The organism is Acinetobacter sp. AS167 (assembly GCF_037152175.1).
Classification (GTDB): Bacteria; Pseudomonadota; Gammaproteobacteria; order Pseudomonadales; family Moraxellaceae; genus Acinetobacter.
Window position 1 is genome coordinate 87759 of record NZ_JBBCMP010000010.1, and the last position, 19241, is coordinate 106999.

13 protein-coding genes and 1 pseudogene are annotated in these 19241 nt (G+C 37.3%); 6 read left to right on the forward strand and 8 right to left on the reverse strand.

Annotation, left to right across the window (positions count from 1 at the left end; translation table 11 throughout):
* Positions 1–338: 338 nt before the first annotated feature.
* From WFN33_RS15655 to kdpA, 5 genes are all read right to left on the reverse strand, one after another.
* Positions 339–1046, reverse strand: coding sequence for a response regulator (locus tag WFN33_RS15655; protein WP_336953932.1), 708 nt, complete (start codon positions 1044–1046; stop codon positions 339–341).
* Between the two features lie 27 nt (positions 1047–1073).
* Entirely contained in the window at positions 1074–3713 is a 2640-nt protein-coding gene (locus WFN33_RS15660; RefSeq protein ID WP_336953933.1) for a sensor histidine kinase KdpD, read from the reverse strand.
* Positions 3714–3957: 244 nt separating this feature from the next.
* Entirely contained in the window at positions 3958–4563 is a 606-nt protein-coding gene (gene kdpC, locus WFN33_RS15665) for a potassium-transporting ATPase subunit KdpC (protein WP_336953934.1), read from the reverse strand.
* A 20-nt stretch (positions 4564–4583) separates the two neighbouring features.
* Positions 4584–6629 (reverse strand): potassium-transporting ATPase subunit KdpB, encoded by a 2046-nt coding sequence (kdpB, locus tag WFN33_RS15670; RefSeq protein ID WP_336953935.1) that lies wholly within the window; start codon positions 6627–6629, stop codon positions 4584–4586.
* Positions 6630–6639: 10 nt separating this feature from the next.
* Positions 6640–8364: a potassium-transporting ATPase subunit KdpA gene (gene kdpA / locus WFN33_RS15675; RefSeq protein WP_336953936.1), complete on the reverse strand. Its 1725-nt coding sequence runs from the start codon at positions 8362–8364 to the stop codon at positions 6640–6642.
* A gap of 307 nt (positions 8365–8671) precedes the next feature.
* Here kdpA and WFN33_RS15680 point away from each other — a divergent pair, with 307 nt between their 5' ends.
* Positions 8672–9472, forward strand: a complete 801-nt coding sequence (locus tag WFN33_RS15680) for an undecaprenyl-diphosphate phosphatase (protein ID WP_336953937.1) — start codon at positions 8672–8674, stop codon at positions 9470–9472.
* 408 nt (positions 9473–9880) lie between these two features.
* Here the strand turns inward: WFN33_RS15680 and hfq are convergent.
* Both hfq and WFN33_RS15690 read right to left on the reverse strand, forming a co-directional pair.
* Positions 9881–10093, reverse strand: a pseudogene (hfq, locus tag WFN33_RS15685) (RNA chaperone Hfq); the annotation flags it as partial.
* A gap of 285 nt (positions 10094–10378) precedes the next feature.
* A complete protein-coding gene (locus tag WFN33_RS15690; RefSeq protein ID WP_336953938.1) occupies positions 10379–10573 on the reverse strand; it encodes a hypothetical protein in 195 nt (64 codons plus the stop codon).
* A 150-nt stretch (positions 10574–10723) separates the two neighbouring features.
* Here WFN33_RS15690 and WFN33_RS15695 point away from each other — a divergent pair, with 150 nt between their 5' ends.
* The 4 genes from WFN33_RS15695 to cueR all read left to right on the forward strand — a co-directional run bounded on the left by WFN33_RS15695 (position 10724) and on the right by cueR (position 16216).
* On the forward strand, positions 10724–11407 hold the full coding sequence (locus WFN33_RS15695) for a heavy metal response regulator transcription factor (protein WP_336953939.1): 684 nt from the start codon (positions 10724–10726) through the stop codon (positions 11405–11407).
* Positions 11397–12782 (forward strand): heavy metal sensor histidine kinase, encoded by a 1386-nt coding sequence (locus WFN33_RS15700; RefSeq protein WP_336953940.1) that lies wholly within the window; start codon positions 11397–11399, stop codon positions 12780–12782. The genes WFN33_RS15695 and WFN33_RS15700 overlap by 11 nt, the downstream gene beginning before the upstream one ends.
* 457 nt (positions 12783–13239) lie before the next feature.
* Positions 13240–15723, forward strand: a complete 2484-nt coding sequence (locus tag WFN33_RS15705; protein WP_336953941.1) for a heavy metal translocating P-type ATPase — start codon at positions 13240–13242, stop codon at positions 15721–15723.
* A 22-nt stretch (positions 15724–15745) separates the two neighbouring features.
* Positions 15746–16216 (forward strand): Cu(I)-responsive transcriptional regulator, encoded by a 471-nt coding sequence (gene cueR, locus WFN33_RS15710; RefSeq protein ID WP_336953942.1) that lies wholly within the window; start codon positions 15746–15748, stop codon positions 16214–16216.
* 71 nt (positions 16217–16287) lie between these two features.
* Here the strand turns inward: cueR and WFN33_RS15715 are convergent, their stop codons facing one another.
* Positions 16288–16476 carry a heavy-metal-associated domain-containing protein gene (locus WFN33_RS15715; protein WP_336953943.1) on the reverse strand — a complete coding sequence of 63 codons (189 nt, stop codon included), beginning with the start codon at positions 16474–16476 and terminating at the stop codon, positions 16288–16290.
* Between the two features lie 1800 nt (positions 16477–18276).
* Here WFN33_RS15715 and WFN33_RS15720 point away from each other — a divergent pair.
* Positions 18277–19197 (forward strand): LysR family transcriptional regulator, encoded by a 921-nt coding sequence (locus WFN33_RS15720; protein ID WP_336953944.1) that lies wholly within the window; start codon positions 18277–18279, stop codon positions 19195–19197.
* Positions 19198–19241 lie beyond the last annotated feature (44 nt).

Sequence of the window (19241 nt, forward strand, 5' to 3'; positions counted from 1 at the left end):
TTTGTGTTTTTTATAAAACTATAATTCATATAAAAAATCAAGATTATCACAAGATGTAAAAAAGCCCACAAAAATGCGGGCTTTTAGATCGGCATGCTGCGAACTCATGCTCAGCGTTAACTGCTTAGGTTTTAAATCTATTTAGAGGGAATACGCAATTCCTGTAACAACCTAAACACTTCCGTTTCGCTTACGGATTCGATCAAAGCTAAGGTAACACAAATCAGTAGCTTAAACTGGATAAAATATATTTCATTACGCTTTATTTATTAAACTATAATTGCACCAAATTTAGACTGTGTGTTTCACAACTATAAAGATACAGTTAGACGTAAAATTTATCCCACAAAGCGTAGCCCTACGCCTGGTTCAGTTACAATATATTTGGGTTGTACAGCATTATCATTCAGTTTTCCACGTAATTTGGCCACCAAAATTCGTAGATAGTGGGTATCTTCCTGATGGGTTGGACCCCATAAATCACTCAAAATCTGAGGTTGAGTAATCAACTGACCTTTGTGCTGAGCCAATAAAGTGAGAAGTTGATATTCTTTTCGGGTTAGAGAAATAAGTTGCTGGTTTAAAAACACTTGTCTTTGGGCAAAATCAATCTTTAAAAACCCATCATCAAAAAATGCTGACTCCACAGCAACGTTTTGAAATTGTCTGAGCAACACCCGAATCCGAGCCATAAGCTCCTGAACACTAAAAGGCTTGGTCACATAATCATTGGCTCCAGCATCTAGCAATTTGACTTTTTCCTCTTCATTGGAACGTACTGACAAAACAATCACAGGGACATGCGACCAAGCCCTTAACTCAGATAAGACCTCTAAACCATCTAAATCCGGCAGTCCTAAATCTAGAATAATTAAATCAGCTCCCTGTAAAGCCAAAAGCTCTAAACCCTTTTGTCCATTTTCAGCCAACAGTGTCTTATAACCCTGCGCTCTAAGTGCAATATCAAGAAACTTACGAATTTGAGTTTCATCATCAATAATCAACACATTGGTCATGGAGCTTGTCGATACATTTTGTTCTGGCATGCTTTTTCCTAAAATTACTAAATGCACTTATCCAATCTGCTGGATAGGCAATTGCATACGGATGCAAGTCCCTTGATTATTTTTGGCTGAGGATGCGCTAATTTTACCCATATGCGCACCAATAATTGCTTTGACGATCGTTAAACCTAATCCTGTGCCATACTGCCCACGGTCCCCTCGTTCCATAGTATAGAACATATCAAAAATACGCTCACGTTCATCTTCTGGAATTCCTAAGCCTTGATCACTAATCGAAATTTCAAGTTCATTTTCATTCAGTTGTAGAACTTTAATACTGACCGCTTTATGTTCTGGTGAAAACTTGGCTGCATTTTCCAATACATTAAAAATCGCTTGTTCAATTAAAGCTGCATGAACAAATAGGCTGAGTGTTTGGTCGGGTAAATCAACGTCAACAAGACTATTTGGCATATAACGTTTTAAACGGCGCACCGCTGAACCAATCAATTCATCGACACCAATCCAGTCTCGTTTAAGCGTTAAACCTTCATGCCCTAAGCGTGTCATATCTAACAAATTTTGAATATAGCGATCGAGTCGCTCACCTTCTAAATGGATGGCTTCTAACAAACTATCTTGATCTTGTTGATCCATCGAGTGACGATAATTGCTCAAAGTATCAGCCGCACCAATCATAGAGGCTAAAGGTGAGCGTAAATCATGAGAAACGGATGATAACAGTGCCGAACGTAATCTCTCGGTTTCTGAACTCACATTAGCAATTTCCAATGCTTTGGTGAGTTGGGTTCGAGAAATCGCTTGAGCAATATATTCAACCATGGTTTCAGTCAGTTGCTTCTGTTCAGTATTTAATACAGATGCGTTTTTGAGAAACTTTACGCCCACCACCCCGAAACATTGCTTTGAGGCCAATAAGGGTAAAAACCACCAATCATTTTCAGTCAATGTTTGGGTAAATCGTCCTGAAGGTTGATGGTTTTTGAACGTCCAATCTGCTGAAATTTTTTCTTTACTGTTGATAACTTCAAGCGAAGACGTTGATGATTCTGGGAAATAAAACCAGACCTCGGCCGATAAATTTTTACTTAAACTACTTTCTGCTATTTTCTGGACTTGCTCTAAATCAATCGCTGTGGACAACTTTTGACCTAAATCTTGCATAATACTATTATAGCTATTGGCAGCTTTTAAAGCCATGACTTGCTCTTTAAGTCGTGAAGCTAAACGACTGGAAATCAATGCTGCTCCTAAAAAAGCAACCACGGTAATCACGCCCTGATGTGCCGAAATCTGTAAGGTAAATTTAGGTGAAATAAAGAAAAAGTTATAAGCCAAAAAGAACAACAGCGCTGAAAATACCGCAGCCAGCATTCGTGTCCTAGATGCCACAAATACCACGGCAGTGATAAAAATTACGGAAAGCTCTTCAATCCCTAAATACTTTTCGCCTAGACTTGCAATCACAATACTGATAACAGTGGTGGCTAAAACAAAAAGTATTTCTCTAAGGTTTAGAAACGAATGCGTATCGTGGAAAAAGGGCTGCCGACTTTGTTCAGCGAGAATCGGGACAATACTTAATTCAAAATTTGGCTGGTATTTAAGTAATTGATCAACAAAATTTAAACCCAAAGGAAAGACTTGCCGATGAGATTGCGCCAATACCAAAGTTGAAATGCCTCGATCAATCACATAGTCAAAAAGCGTTTTTGCATGTTGCTGACCATAGAGTATTTCAGTCATTCCACCCAATTGACGGGTTAAGTTTAGAGCTCGTTCAATTTCTCGACTCGATAAATTATCTTGTTTTTCCGTTATTTTTGAATCTTTAGAAAAAATTACCACAGTCCAATTTGCCTGACGATTTTCTGCAATTCGACAACCAGCACGAACCAAAGCCTCCGCCTGTCCATTGCCTTCAAGCATAATTAAAATATGATTTTTCAGAGGAATGGGAACAAGCCCTTGTATGGCAAAATTTTCTCGAACATCGGTATCGACATGACTAGCAACGGTTTGCATTGCCAATTCACGTAATGCTGTAAGATTTGAACTGTTGAAAAAGCGTTGCAATGCCTGTTCAGCTTGCTCAGGGACATAGACTTTACCCTGATTTAAACGCTCAAGTAATTCATTGACAGGTAAATCAATTAATCGAATATCACGAATCCGCTCAAACACTCGATCAGGTACGGTTTCAGTCACCCGAATACCCGTAATTTGATAGACCACGTCATTTAAACTTTCTAGGTGCTGAATATTCATGGTGGTAAATACATCAATACCCGCATCCAATAGCTCATTGATATCTTGCCAACGTTTTTCATGACGACTATTTGGCATATTGCTATGCGCAAATTCATCCACTAAAACAATACTGGGTTTGCTTGCAAGTACAGCATCAAGATCCATTTCTTCAAGATAATGCCCTTGATATTCAATCGCCTTTCTTGGAATGATCACCAAACCTGAGATGAGGTTTTCAGTTTCAATGCGACCATGGGTTTCAACATAGCCAATTACAATGTTGACACCTTGCAAGGCAAGTTCATGTGCACGCACTAACATTGCAAAAGTCTTCCCCACGCCAGGTGCAGCACCTAAAAATATGGTGAGGCGCCCAGATTGATATCGCTGAGTGTGTTGCAGCAGAACATCTGCTTTATTATTTCTATAATCGGTCATCACCGTCTGCTTGTTTAATATTTATGAATCGAGGTCCAGTTGTGTCGCTGTACTGCCACTCAATAGCACAAATTCCCATTGGGAAATATCGTTGGATTGCACTTGATCCATCTATGAGCAAAAGCAAAAAGAGAGGCTGTTTGAATTCACACTAAAAATAGAATCCTAATAACCCCCTCTTTAAAATTAGGGAAATACTGTGCCCTCATCCTAGGTTCATTTCACTTTGATGCTCTTAATCAATTCATTTTTTTACAATTTGATCCAAAGCCAAATTTAATTCAAGTACATTGACTCTGGCTTGCCCTAAAATTCCAAATGTCGGTTGTAAGCTACTTTCTTGTACTAACCTTATCACATCCTGTTCCTGCAAATGTCTTGCTTTAGCGACACGTTTCACCTGAATCATTGCAGATTGAAGACTGATTTGAGGATCAATTCCACTCCCTGAAGCTGTGACCAAATCAGCAGGAATAGCACTTTTTTCAATGTGCTCCTGCATCGCGATTTTATCTAAACGTGCATCTACAGCCTTATGCAAATCAGGATTGGTTCGTGCCATATTACTTCCCGCCATTGCCATAGGATCATAATTGGCAGCAGATGGTCTTGGTTGAAAATATTGCGCTTGCACAAAAGGTTGTGCAACCAGTTGAGAGCCTAGTACTCGATCATTTTCAACAATCAAACTCCCGTTGGCTTGTTGATCAAAAAGAATTTGCCCCAGTCCTGTTGCGGCGGCACTGTAGACAAACCCACATAGGCCCAAAGCAACGATGGTTAGTCCGAATGATGCTCGGGTTAAGCCAACAAACGCTGATTCAACCAATAGATTATTTTCAGTCTTCATTTCTATCATCCTCAAAATTTCTAAAGCGCCAATAAAGGGCTGATCATTAGATCAATCACTTTGATAGCGATAAATGGCAACAACACACCACCCACACCGTAGATCAACATATTTCGACGTAATAATTGCGTCGATGTTGAAGGCTTAAACTTCACCCCACGCAATGCAATTGGAATCAGTAATGGAATAATGATGGCATTGAAAATAAGTGCAGAAAGAATTGCACTTTCTGAACTTCCCAAGCGCATAATATTTAAGGCGCCCATTTGGGGAATGGCTGCTACAAATAAAGCAGGTAAAATTGCAAAGTATTTTGAAATGTCATTTGCCAATGAAAAGGTGGTCAATGCGCCACGCGTAATCAACTGCTGTTTACCTATCTCAACCACCGATAACAATTTAGTTGGGTCCGAATCCAGATCCACCATATTGCCAGCTTCTTTTGCTGCTTGGGTACCAGAGTTCATAGCCAAACCAATATCAGCTTGCGCCAAAGCAGGTGCATCATTGGTTCCGTCTCCAACCATAGCGACCAGATGACCTTTATTCTGTTCATCACGAATACAATTTAACTTGTCTTCGGGTTTTGCTTCAGCAATGTAATCATCAACACCGGCTTCAGCCGCAATAGCAGCAGCGGTTAAAGGGTTATCACCTGTGACCATGACTGTTTTGATACCCATTTCACGTAAGCGGGCAAATTTTTCCTTGATGCCTTGCTTAATCACATCTGAAAGTTCAATTACTCCAAGAATATTCTGATCTTTTGCCACAACTAACGGCGTAGCACCTTTTGAAGCCACTTGCTCTACACGGGTTCTCAGCTCACTATGATTCTCAAGATTCTGTGAAACAAATTTAAGAATTGCATCTAATGCCCCTTTGCGAATTTGAGGTCCATTCAGTAAATTTACCCCAGAGATTCGAGTTGCTGCATTGAATGCAATAAACTCGACTTGTTCAGGCTCAACAATATGTTCGCCTTGCTCTTTTGCCAAAACTACAATGGATTTGCCTTCTGGGGTTGGGTCTGCAAGTGAGGTCAATATTGCGGCTTGACGAAGTTCCGACTCAGTCACGCCTGTCAGTGGGAAAAATGCTGTTGCCTGACGATCACCGTAAGTGATGGTGCCTGTTTTATCGAGCAGTAATACATCCACATCACCAGCCACCTCAACGGCTTTACCCGATTTGGCAATCACATTGGCTTTTAAAGCCCGATTCATCCCCGCAATCCCGATTGCAGGCAACAACCCTCCAATCGTGGTTGGAATTAAACACACCAACAGTGCCACCAAAAGAATAGGATTGATTTCAATTTTTAAGAAATGTCCAATAAAAGGTAAACTCACCACCACTACAATAAAAGTGACAGTCATAACAGTCAGTAAAATGCCCAGTGCGATTTCATTGGGTGTTTTCTGACGATTAGACCCCTCAACCAAAGCAATCATACGATCAAGAAAGCTGTTACCCGCTTCTGCGGTGACTTGTACCACAATACGATCGGTTAAAACTTTAGTTCCCCCAATCACACCCGACTTATCTGTACCTGCTTCACGTAATACAGGTGCTGACTCCCCTGTCACCGCAGCTTCATTAATTGTCGCAAAACCATGAATAATTTCACCATCCGCTGGAATAAGTTCTCCTGCACGGACTTCAATCAAGTCATTCATTTTTAATAAGCTTGCAGCAATTTGCACCCCATCTACATCCTCTTTAGAGCTGAGTCGACGTGCGGTCAAATTTTGACGGGCTTGTCTTAAGGAAGAAGCTTGACCACGACCTTTGGCTTCTGCAATGGCTTCAGCATAGTTAGCAAACAATACGGTGATAAATAAAATCAAAGTCACAGATAAGCCAAATATTATATTGGCTTTGCCCGCTAAAGTACTGACTAGTGTGATGATGGTGCCCAGCCAAACAATCGCCATCACCGGATTTTTAATGGCATGTTGTGGTAACAATTTAATCAAGGCATTTTTCCAGGCTTCGCCTTGGAATAAAGTTGATGATATATTTTTAGTAGAGTGTTTTTGAATAGATTGTTTTGAATGATTCATTGTCTTCACCTTAGCCTTGTACCAATAACAGCTGATCAGCAATAGGCCCTAAAACAAGGACTGGCATAAATTGTAATAAAGTCAACATCACCACAATTGCGATCAGAGTGAAGGCAAAAGTTGGGGTTTCCACTTTTAAACTACCACTGCTTTCAGGAGCTTGACGCTTTGCAGCTAAACGAGCAGCAATCATTAGCGGGATGATCAATGTTGGGAAACGTCCAAGCAGTAAAGCAATGACACAGCTAACATTCCACCACACTGTATTGTCAGCTAAACCTTCGAAACCGGAACCATTATTGGCAAAAGCCGAAACATACTCATACAAGACTTGGGAAATGGCATGATATTGCGGATTGCTATTACCTGTAAGCTCAGGGAAAAACAAAGCAATTGAGCTTAAACCCAGAATCGTAATCGGCTGAATTAAGATCACCACAGCAAGTAATTTGATTTCACCTGCTTCAATTTTGCGTCCAAATAATTCCGGCGTACGTCCTGTCATCAACCCAGCAATAAATACAGCCAAAAACAAATAGATCATAAATTGTTGTAAACCACAGCCAATCCCACCCCAGATCGCATTGATTAGCATATTTGCAAGCGCAACTAAACCAGTTAAGGGAGATGCAGAATCATGCATCATATTGACTGAACCGTTGTTGACCTGTGTAGTTAATGCTGCCCACAGCGCAGAAGATGCTTCACCAAAACGTACCTCCTTGCCTTCCATGGCATAAATTTGCATTGCTGAAGATGAAAGGCTTTCAGACCAGATTGCCGTTGTGGCGGAAATCACTGACATCAGCAACATCGAGCCAAAAACAAAGCCAGCAAATTTTGCCCGTTTGGTTAAAAATCCCAACATAAAAATCACGGCGACAGGAATAAGTAAAATCGCAATCATTTCTAAGAAATTTGAAAATGGGGTTGGATTCTCTAATGGCACACTACTGTTAGGCCCATACCAACCACCACCATTACTGCCCAATTGCTTAATCGCAACCATTGGTGCAACTGGACCAAGTGGAATTTTTTGAGTTTTTAATTCAGCGGCTTGGTCAATGACTTGAACTTCTGGGCCACCTTGAAAGGTTGATGGCACACCTTGGCTATTCAGTAATAATGACCAAATCATGCATAACGGAATTAAAAACCGAAAGGTTGGGCGAATCACGTCGGCCCAATAATTACCCACATTGATTTTTTTAACTTTATTTTCAAAGCTTAGATTTTGATCTGATTCTGATAAAGTATTTGATTGAGGATAAAACAAAGCACGTACTGTTGCCACCACCATTGCCAAACCCATCATTGGAGTAATGATTTGCAACCCAACAATTCCAACCATCTGTGATAAATATGACAGTTGTGCCTGACCTGAATAATGTTGTTGGTTGGTATTGGTCAGAAATGAAATCATGGTATGTAGTGCTAAATCCCATGACATATTGGGTGCATTATTTGGATTGAGTGGCAAACTTGCTTGGCACATAAACAGTACCCAAGTCACCAATCCAATCACAATACAACTCATCACAAAGCTGAGTGAATAGGTCTTTGCATTCATGCCCTGTTTAGGATTTGTGCCAAAAACACGATAAATTGGCTTTTCAATCCAGCTAAACACTGGATCAATTTTCATGTCTTTATTTTGCATGATACAGGCAAGATATTTCCCTAAAGGAAAAGCCAAAAGCACCACAATCACCAAGACTAAAATCAACTCTAACATGACATTCCCCCCCAACTTGAATGACTCAAATTAAAAATGTCGATATTGCAATGATTTATATGTTTTTGAAGTAAGCATAATTTTGGATGCTGTACTTGTTGATGCGCTATAAATTTAGCACTCATCTTTTTTCATCCTAAACACTGGGATATTCCACGACTCAGTATCTAAAAATTCCCCGTAAACTCTCTATTTACAGTCAGATCAGCCGCGTAAAAATTTCGTAAAATTTTGTCTTTTTTCATTTATAAACAGCCCTAAATACATTACAAAGGTTCAAATTTTAAAACGCTTGTTTATTTCATTTATGGAAAATTTTGAACTGCTTAAAGCTTTATTTTTGGGGTTAATCGAAGGTTTAACTGAATTTTTACCGATTTCCAGTACAGGTCATCTGATCTTATTTGGTCATTTAATTGATTTTCATTCAGATTCTGGACGCGTGTTTGAGGTTGTGATCCAATTGGGTGCAATCTTAGCGGTATGTTGGCTTTACCGACAAAAAATCATTGAGTTAATTCGAGGTTTTTTCTCAGGGGATGTTCAGGCTAGACGTTTCGCAATTAATGTTTTGGTTGCTTTCATTCCTGCTGTGGTGATTGGTGTGTTAGCGGTCGATTTTATTAAACAGGTTCTATTTAGTCCTTTGGTTGTAGCCTTTGCTTTAATTATTGGTGGTTTCATTATTTTTGCTGTGGAAGCGAGAAAGTTTGAACCCAAAACTATAGAAGCCACTGACATTACCTTAAAACAAGCTATTCTGGTTGGATTTGCTCAATGTCTTGCTATGATTCCAGGAACCTCACGTTCAGGCGCAACCATTATTGGCGGAATGTTGTCTGGTTTATCACGTAAAGCGGCAACTGAATTTTCTTTTTTCCTTGCGATGCCAACCATGTTAGGTGCTGCAACCTATGATTTGATTCGAAATGCAGACGTTTTAACTTCAGACAATCTCATCAATATTTCGGTGGGTTTTATTGCAGCATTTATTGCAGCATTATTAGTGGTCAAGGCTTTAGTGAAGTTTGTTGAAAAACACACCTTGAGAGTGTTCGCGTGGTATCGTGTGGTGTTGGGTATCATTTTGCTGTTGGTATTTTTATAAAATCTCATCGATGCTGAATAAGCGCTCGTTGAGAGATCTTGTTATTTTATCCTGTTGCCCTACATTTAGCGTGGGGCTTTTTTTAAGTTGTTTTTCTCATTTTTTATGTGGTTTCTTTTTTGCTTTTCTCATTAAGTGTATGAAAAGAAAATCCACAATGTACAGATCAATAATTGCATAGCTCAATGCTATATCTTAAATCTTAATTTTCATACAACTTATATCCAGTCTAAATTTATAATTTGCTTTTTTTCATCTTTTGAAAAATTCTTTAACTGGTATTTCGTCATTAAAGCCATCTTGATAACCATAATCAATTTGGCTCTAGCTATCTTGAGCACCAGCGTCATATGAATTGTTGAAATTATTTTGATCATCGAATCTTGCAAGAAAAACATTAACATTTACACGAATATTCCGTGTAGGCATTATGCTAGAAATTGAATGTTTATATATGATTTGTTCTTGACCTACGCTGTTTCTTAACATCAATACATAGGAATCAAAAGACTCAATATATCCTTGCAATTTAATTCCATTCACAAGAAAAATAAAAACTGCAATACGTTTTTTTCGTAAAATATTTAAGAACGGATCTTGTAAAGTTTGAATATGAGACATATAAAACTCCAAAAAATTTTAAACACTTAAAAGACTGTTATTTTTAGATAAATTTTTCATTAAACGCATCCTGCAAATTATGCTTTGTTTGACGATGATAAGGTCTCACCTCTCTTATTTATGCTTCAATTTTCAAAACAAAGTTTTATTAAAATTATCGAATAGGTGTAGCTAACCTCTCATATTTGCATGATTCATCCTCATCGTCGAAGAGTCCATTTAAGCATTGTCGTTGGATGAATTTTTGCCATCGTGGATAAGTGAACGTGCTGGTGTTGTGTATGTTCATTGGTTGAGGCTTCGACTGGGTAGTACATTACACCGCTTTATTAAACACTGCTTTTGGATTGTTTGTGTTGCATGAATATTCGTATTTTCATTGAGCGCCATTTTAGAAACATCCGCCCAAGATTGCTGAGCAACAATTGAAGTACCAACAAAGATAAACAACGTGGAACTGATGTACAAAATTGTGCGCATTTATTTCTCCGAGATTGAGAGACACTTATTAAGAGAGTAAATCGAAGAGTTGATCATCTAGATGACCTGAAAATGACATTTTTGTAATCCATATCCAACTTATGTTTTATCACGCTATTATGTTTCTAAAAGGTATTTTAGGACACTAAAATGAGAATCTTATTAATAGAAGATGAGCAAAAAACAGGTGATTACCTTAAACAAGGCTTATCTGAAGCGGGCTATATAACTGATTGGGTCACTGATGGGCTCACGGGTAAACAATATGCACTTTCTGAGGAATACGATGTCATTATAATGGATGTAATGTTACCGGGAATGGATGGATGGCATATTATTGAAGCTGTACGTAAAAGCGGGAAAAACATGCCCATTTTATTTTTGACAGCTCGGGATCAAATCGAAGATCGAGTAAAAGGTTTAGATTTGGGCGCAGATGACTATCTGGTTAAGCCATTTGCTTTTGCCGAACTCCTTGCAAGAATAAAAAGCTTACTCCGCCGAGGACAGCAAAGAGAAGACCATAACTTAATCAGTATTGCCAATCTCGAACTTGATATCAGAAAACGCCGTGTTACTCGTGCAGGACAACGAATTGATCTAACGGCAAAAGAATTTGCGTTGATGGAATTATTTATGCGTAGACGTGGAGAAATTCTGCCGAGAGCGCTGATTGCATCGCAAGTTTGGGATATGAACTTTGACAGTGACACCAATGTAGTCGAAGTCGCAATTAAACGTTTAAGAAATAAAATTGATAGTAACTTTACACCTAAACTGATTCAAAATATTCGGGGAATGGGGTATGTTCTAGAGATCGAAGATGAGGCTTAAAGTCTTCAATGCGATCAGTTTTCGAATCGCGATTCTTTTTTCTCTCTCAACGGTCACCATCTTGATCATCATGGGCTTCGTGATACTTCTTGGTGTCTCGCAGCACTTCGAAAGTGAGGATCGAGTGCTACTTGAGGGAAAAATTCAGTCTATACAAAATCTCTTAAAACAAAACCCAACCAACACATCTAAACTTAATGCCTTATTAAAAGATTCTCTTATCGGGCATGATAATCTGATTGTTCAAATTGAACGACCTGTAAATCAAATTGTATTCAATTCCGCACAAATTGTCCTCACGCCACACAGTACTACCGACCAAAATCAATGGTTAAAATGGGAAGTACAAAATAAAAACTATCGTGGGCTGGCCTATCAAAATATTTTTGAAGATGATAAAGATGCACAATCTACACAAATTATTGTTGCGATTGATACATCAGAACATATATCTTTTTTAAAAGCATTCAAACGCCAGCTATTCTATATTTGTTTAATTGGCGCACTATGTTTAATGTTTTTAGGATGGTTTGCTGTTTGGCGAGGATTACGCCCGATCAAAAAGATAGCACAAGTTGCCGAAGGGATTTCAGCCCAGCATTTATCTGAGCGTTTAGAAGTTGAGAATACTCCAACAGAATTAAAACCACTAACCATCGCCTTTAATGAAATGCTTGACCGTTTAGAGTCGGCTTTAGAAAAACTCTCAGACTTTTCATCCGATCTTGCACACGAAATTCGCACTCCAATCAACAACTTAATGACTCAAACCCAAGTATGTCTATCTCGCAGTCGTGATATAGAGGCCTATAAAGAAGTCTTATTTTCTAACTTAGAGGAATGTGAACATCTGGCAAGAGTCGTTTCAGACATGCTGTTTTTGGCTAAAGCAGAAAATGGTCTTAGTCTTAAAAACTTACAAACAATTAACTTGTATGAAGAATTTGATAAATTATTTGAATTTTATGATGCTTTCGCAGCACAAAAGAATATCACATTTCACCTTTTCGGTAATGGAAAAGTAAATGCAAATATTACTATGCTACGCCGTGCGCTCAGTAATTTAATATCTAATGCGATTAAATATGGCAAGCCAAACTCGGTCATTCAAATTAAATGCCAGCAAACAGCAGATTACAATAGTTTTTCAATTGAAAATGAAGGCCCAACCTTGTCAGCTGAACAGTTGTCTCGATTATTTGACCGTTTCTATCGAACTGATGCATCTCGACAACGCATGGAAGATGGGACAGGTCTAGGGCTTGCTATCACCAAGTCGATCCTGACACTTCATGGTGCAACTATCCAAGCTGAATCACGAGATGGCTTAGTAATTTTTACGGTTATTTTTAAAAAACAAGATCTTTCAACATGATACGAATGGAAAAAGACTCATAAATAAAATAAAATTAGAAATAAATAAACCTTAACAACAATATAAGGGAGCAAAAACCCTCTGTTGAGCGAGAATTACATCGTGTACCTTCGCCGAACGGTGATAGCCAATATCACTTCATGATAAAACGACTATGCGTGATTATACAAAGCAAAAAACAGGTTAATTTATATGCTTGTCATTATCAGGATTAATCTAAAATGATGATTTTTGACTCACGCAAGAGGCCTAATAGATAAAACAATAATGAACTATGATTAAGAATAAAGGGTTAAAGGTGAATTATGTTCAGAAGAATATCGTCTTAGGATAGGTTTGCAAACCAAATTTATAATTGCAACAATATCTTATAAAAAATTGAACTGTTTTACTTGACCTTAACATTATGTAAGAGTTTAGGATTTAGATCATGATATAAGACTTATAGGTGTGACTTATGGAAAATAGATCAACTGATCGTGTTTCCGGTTTAAAAAGTAGTTTACAAATCAAGGGAATGAGCTGTGCTAGTTGTGTAAGTCGAATAGAAACAGCACTTAAAAAAGTCAATGGTGTAACCAATGCATCGGTTAATCTAGCCACTGAACGTGCCGATATCACCTCCAATACTCCTATCGACCGTGATGCCTTGATCAAAGCCGTTGAACATGCTGGATATGAAGTGGCTGATGTATCCACAGAGTTGTCAATTGATGGCATGACCTGCGCCTCATGTGTCAGCCGGGTTGAGAAAGCTCTTAAAAATGTACCCGGCGTAAAAGAGGCCAATGTCAATCTTGCCACTGAACGTGCCACCATTTTCGGAACAACCAATGTAGCAGCATTAATCTCAGCCGTGGATAAGGCAGGTTATGATGCGAAAGAAATTCAAACGGCTATTCCAAATCAAGCAGAACACTTAGAAAAAAAAGATCAAGAACGCGCTGAATTAAAGCGTGATCTGACACTTGCTACTATCTTTGCCTTACCTGTTTTTATATTAGAAATGGGTTCGCATCTTATTCCGGGCATGCATCATCTAATTGCTCAGACGATTGGTGTACAAAATAGTTGGTATTTACAATTTATTCTCACCACATTGGTTCTAGTAATTCCTGGACGAAGATTTTATATACATGGTTTACCTGCTTTATTACGTTTAGCACCAGATATGAACTCTTTGGTTGCAGTTGGAACATTGGCTGCTTATTTATTTTCAATTGTCGCAACATTTATACCAAACGTCTTACCTGCTGGTACAGTGAACGTTTATTATGAAGCTGCTGCTGTGATTGTGGCTTTGATCCTATTAGGTCGTTTTCTTGAAGCCAAAGCCAAAGGTCGAACGTCAGAAGCCATTCAGCGTTTAGTCAGCCTACAAGCCAAAGTTGCTCACGTTTCTCGTCACAACCAAATCATCGACATACCAATTGATGAAGTTGTTGCTGGTGACTTTATCATTGTAAAACCAGGTGAGCGTGTTCCCGTTGATGGACGAGTCATTGAAGGCAGAAGCTTTGTTGATGAATCTATGATTACTGGTGAGCCTATACCTGTTGAGAAGAACATCGACAGTGATGTAGTCGGTGGTACTATAAATCAAAATGGGACTTTAAGCTTTACCGCAGTTGCGGTCGGTGGCGAAACCATGCTCGCACAAATTATTCGTTTAGTTGAGCAAGCGCAAGGCTCCAAAATGCCAATTCAAGCTGTGGTTGATAAAATCACCTTATGGTTTGTCCCAGCAGTAATGGTGGCTGCTGTACTGACATTCTTGATCTGGTTGATTTTCGGTCCTTCTCCTGCTTTAACCTTCGCTTTAGTGAACGCGGTAGCTGTCCTTATTATTGCTTGTCCTTGTGCCATGGGTCTAGCAACGCCAACCTCGATTATGGTCGGAACAGGTCGTGGTGCAGAGTTAGGGGTATTGTTCCGTAAAGGTGAAGCATTACAGTTACTCAAAAATGCCAAAATCGTTGCGGTAGACAAAACAGGAACATTGACAGAAGGTCATCCTGTACTCACTGATTTTGAAGTTACTGAATCATTTGAACGTGATTACGTATTGAGTCGAGTTGCAGCTGTTGAATCTCTTTCAGAGCACCCAATTGCGAAAGCCATCGTAGATGCAGCAATCAAAGAAAACCTCACTTTGCCAAAAGTAGAACAATTTGATTCCGTAACTGGTATGGGGGTTTATGCTCAGATCAATGAAAATGAAGATATTCATATTGGTGCAGACCGCTATATGTTGCAACTCAATATTGATATCTTACCCTTTACCAATGCAGCTCAACGTTTGGGTGACGAAGGTAAATCACCATTATATGTTGCAATTCAAGGCAAACTCGCAGCAATTATTGCTGTTGCAGACCCTATTAAATCTACAACACCATCTGCGATTAAAGCGTTGCATCAACTCGGTCTAAAAGTGGCAATGGTTACGGGAGATAATGCGCGTACAGCACAAGCTATTGCTCAGCAATTAGGTATTGATGAAGTCATTGCCGAAGTACTCCCTCAAGGCAAAGTAAAAGCAGTTCAAACATTGAAAGCAAAATATGGCAATATTGCATTTGTCGGTGATGGTATCAATGATGCTCCTGCTTTGGCTGAAGCAGATGTTGGGCTGGCCATTGGTACAGGTACGGATGTTGCAATTGAGTCGGCGGATGTTGTGCTGATGTCAGGTAATTTGCAAGGTGTCGCTAACGCAATTGCCTTATCAAAAGCAACCATCGGCAATATTCAGCAGAATTTGTTCTGGGCGTTTGCTTACAATACCCTGCTGATTCCAGTGGCTGCTGGATTATTGTACCCTGCTTATGGCATTCTGCTTTCTCCGATATTTGCAGCAGGCGCAATGGCCTTATCCAGTGTATTTGTTTTGGCGAATGCCTTACGTTTACGTCGCTTTCAACCCGCTTCTACTTTCGAGTAGGAGCTTGTAGAGAGAAATCTTAATGAATATTGGAAAACTGTCTCAAAGTGTGGGGATATCAGCCAAAATGATTCGATATTATGAACAAATTGGTCTTATTCCTATAGTGGGTCGAAGTAATGCAGGTTACCGCTCATATACAACTCAGGATGCTGAACGCTTAAAATTCATTCGAAGTTCAAGATCGCTTGGATTTTCAGTTGCAGAAATCGCAGATCTGCTGGATTTATGGAACAATAAGAATCGACAAAGCGCAGATGTCAAACAAATGGCACTCTCACATATCGAGAAGTTAGAAATTCGGATTCAAGAACTACAGAAAATGACCAACACTTTACAAGATTTGATTAATTGTTGTGCTGGTGATGAACGACCGAATTGTCCTATTCTCGATGGATTGCAACAGCAAAAAATTGCATTAGAAGAAACCTATCATCAAAATGATTCTTTATCTTTTTCACCCCTTGCTCAACAAAAAGTAAAAAAAGATTGAATGCTTAGCTTTAACAATGACTACTCAAATAAAAAAGCGACCCATTTGGTCGCTTTTTTATCATATAGCCTTTAGCGTGGGGGATAACCCACTGCGGTTAAGTTGTCTCTTAAATCATCTTCAGTAACACTGGTTTTCACTTTGAGACTGCGACTAGGTGGATCTGCGATAACTTCCGCCTTAGTATCTAAAGACTGAATTGCTTTAGTGATACGACGCGCGCAAGCACCACAGGTCATATTTGCGATATAAAATTCCATGCTAGACTCCTACATTAAATGGTAACGCCATGATAAAAGTTTCCATAATTGTAAGGTCAAGCAATTCCGTATCTTATTTTATAGTCTATTTGGGACATTTCTTTTAGCTACAACAATTATACTCATTCCCCTGTTGCATCATATACATGTTCAGCAAAAAAATCGTTTGTATTACGCTTAATTTACAGCGGTTTAAGCTAATATTTTATATCCCTAAAGTAGTACTGCTTTGTCTAGCTATAACTAAACACATTAATCCCCCAACAGATGCAACTTTAACCAACGCCTTAGTTATCAATTTCATTCTAGACTCCTAATCAAGATTAATCCGTAGAAAGCTCCTTGCTCGAAAAGTTCGAGCTGTAGGTTGATTATCTGTTGCAACGATAGGTCAATGTTAAACTAAGCTTACAATCATAATATTTATTGAAATGCTGTTTGAAATATTCAATTGCAAACGTGCATTTGCATCTAAACAGGCTATATGTTTGAAATTTACTGGCTAAGCAAATACACAACTTGGAATCACAAAGCTGCTATTAAAATGGGCTATGCAGACAAATACATAATTGTCTGCATAGCTATTCATTGACCAAAACATACCCACTACACAGATAATTATTTACTCATATGAAATCAACACATTTTTATGATAAATCCGAATTAAAATTTTAATTTATCTTGAGTTATCACTGATCTCAAAGTTACATCATCATTAGCTTTACAGACTGTAGAAACACCTATTGTTATAAGGCTTTGTCATGTATTTGTACCCTCATTGAGTACTTTTCAGTAGAATAATTACTACCCTCAACAGTTAAAATTTAAGAATCAGGATCTGAGATTTCTATACCCGCATTTGTTGTAGCAGATGCATTACCAACATCACCATTTACTGCCAAGCATTTACTGTTTGTACTTACTATTCAACCAATGAATGCAAAAGAAATACCGCTAGATATATGTAAAGCATCACAATCAAGCAATTAAATATTGAATGATATAGCTGTTAATTTTTCAATATCAGTCGCTAAACTCGTTGTACAGTTCGGATTTAAATCAATAACTTGATCCTCATTATCAACACTTAGCCTATAAGCTACATTGAGTAATGTCATGTTGAAAGTAACGTATTCCGCCATTAATAATCACAATAAAAAATCTAATTTTCATCGCAAGACCGTCATAAAAAGTTATGGTTTATGTTAACTTCAATACATCTTACTAATTTAATCATTTATAAAAATAAATAGTTACGATGAATCAATTTTAATTTCATAAAGCATCAAGAATAAAATTCAACCACATTAAAATAAAAAAAATAGTAAGATCATTCAAATAAATAAATTACTTCACCCCATCACAAAAACCATCAATATTTCAAACTACTTTTGAACCACATTAATCAATAAAAATAAATTATAAAATTTAAGAAACCCAAAAAAACAATTTAAAAAATAAAAAAATTTTTACAATATTTAGATTACATTTCACACTTCCACAACCATTTAAATAATTCATGTTAAAATTAAAGATTTACTAAAAACCTCACTTACAATTCAAAAAATATGAAAAATTTATTCGAATAATATAAAATTTAAAATTTCTTAAAAAAATTATAATTTTAGTAAATGTTTTGGATTAGATTTATCAAAAAATTATCCATTACTTTTTATCACAACTACACATGATTAATTATCAAATTATTTTTATTGCTAAGTATATCTTCACTATATATTATTTAAGATCGGTCTTAGTGATCACAATCAAGCTTATTTAATTTAAATATGAGAAACTTTTATGCTCAAAAAAAGAATTTCCTTAAATTCTTTTAAGTTTTTTTATTATGCCGCAATTTACGAAAGTTTAACAATTGCTTCAAAAAAGTTGAATGTTACTCATGGTGCAGTCAGTCGTCAAATTAAGAATTTAGAAGATAATTTAAATACGGTGCTTTTTATACGCAAAGGGAAAAAGATTGAAATCACCAATGAAGGTTTATTATTACTTAACTGTTGCCAAAATATTTTTCATGAAATAGATAAATGCCTCATCAAACTAAACAATAGAGATACAGAATTAAATGATCTGGTTATTTCATGTGAATCCACGCTGTGTATGAAGTGGCTAATCCCTCGTTTAAAAAGCTTCAATAATCTAGATAAATCATTTAAAATCAAAATTATAACCAATAACAAATTATACGATTTAAATACTACTGATATCACAATTTGTCGAGATGATTTTCATTGGAAAGAACATATTTATAGCATTAAATTGGTCAATGAAATAATGTTCTTTATTCAAAATCCTAACCATATTGGAGATAATTTATTAATTTCTTCATCAAGACCAAAGTTTTGGGGAAGTCTGCTAAAAATGAATCAAATTAAAGATAGAATAAATCATCTCAAATATAAAGAACTTGACCATTTTTATTTATGTATCGAAGCATGCTTATCTGGTTTAGGAGTAACTTTTGCTTCCGGCTTTATGATCGAAAATGAATTAAAGCATAATAAACTTCAACCTATTATTGCACCATTTTATGATAATTCATCTTATTATCTTCTATCTTCCTCTCCATTTGAAGAAGATTATCGAAAAATTGTATTTAAAAATTGGCTCATTGAGGAATTACATAAAACTCAACAATACTTGGAAAAATATATTCATTCTTATGACTTTAATAATGTTATAGAACATTCCAAAAAAAAATAATGAAAATTTATTTTTCTCATTTCAAATCAAGCACAATATACTAA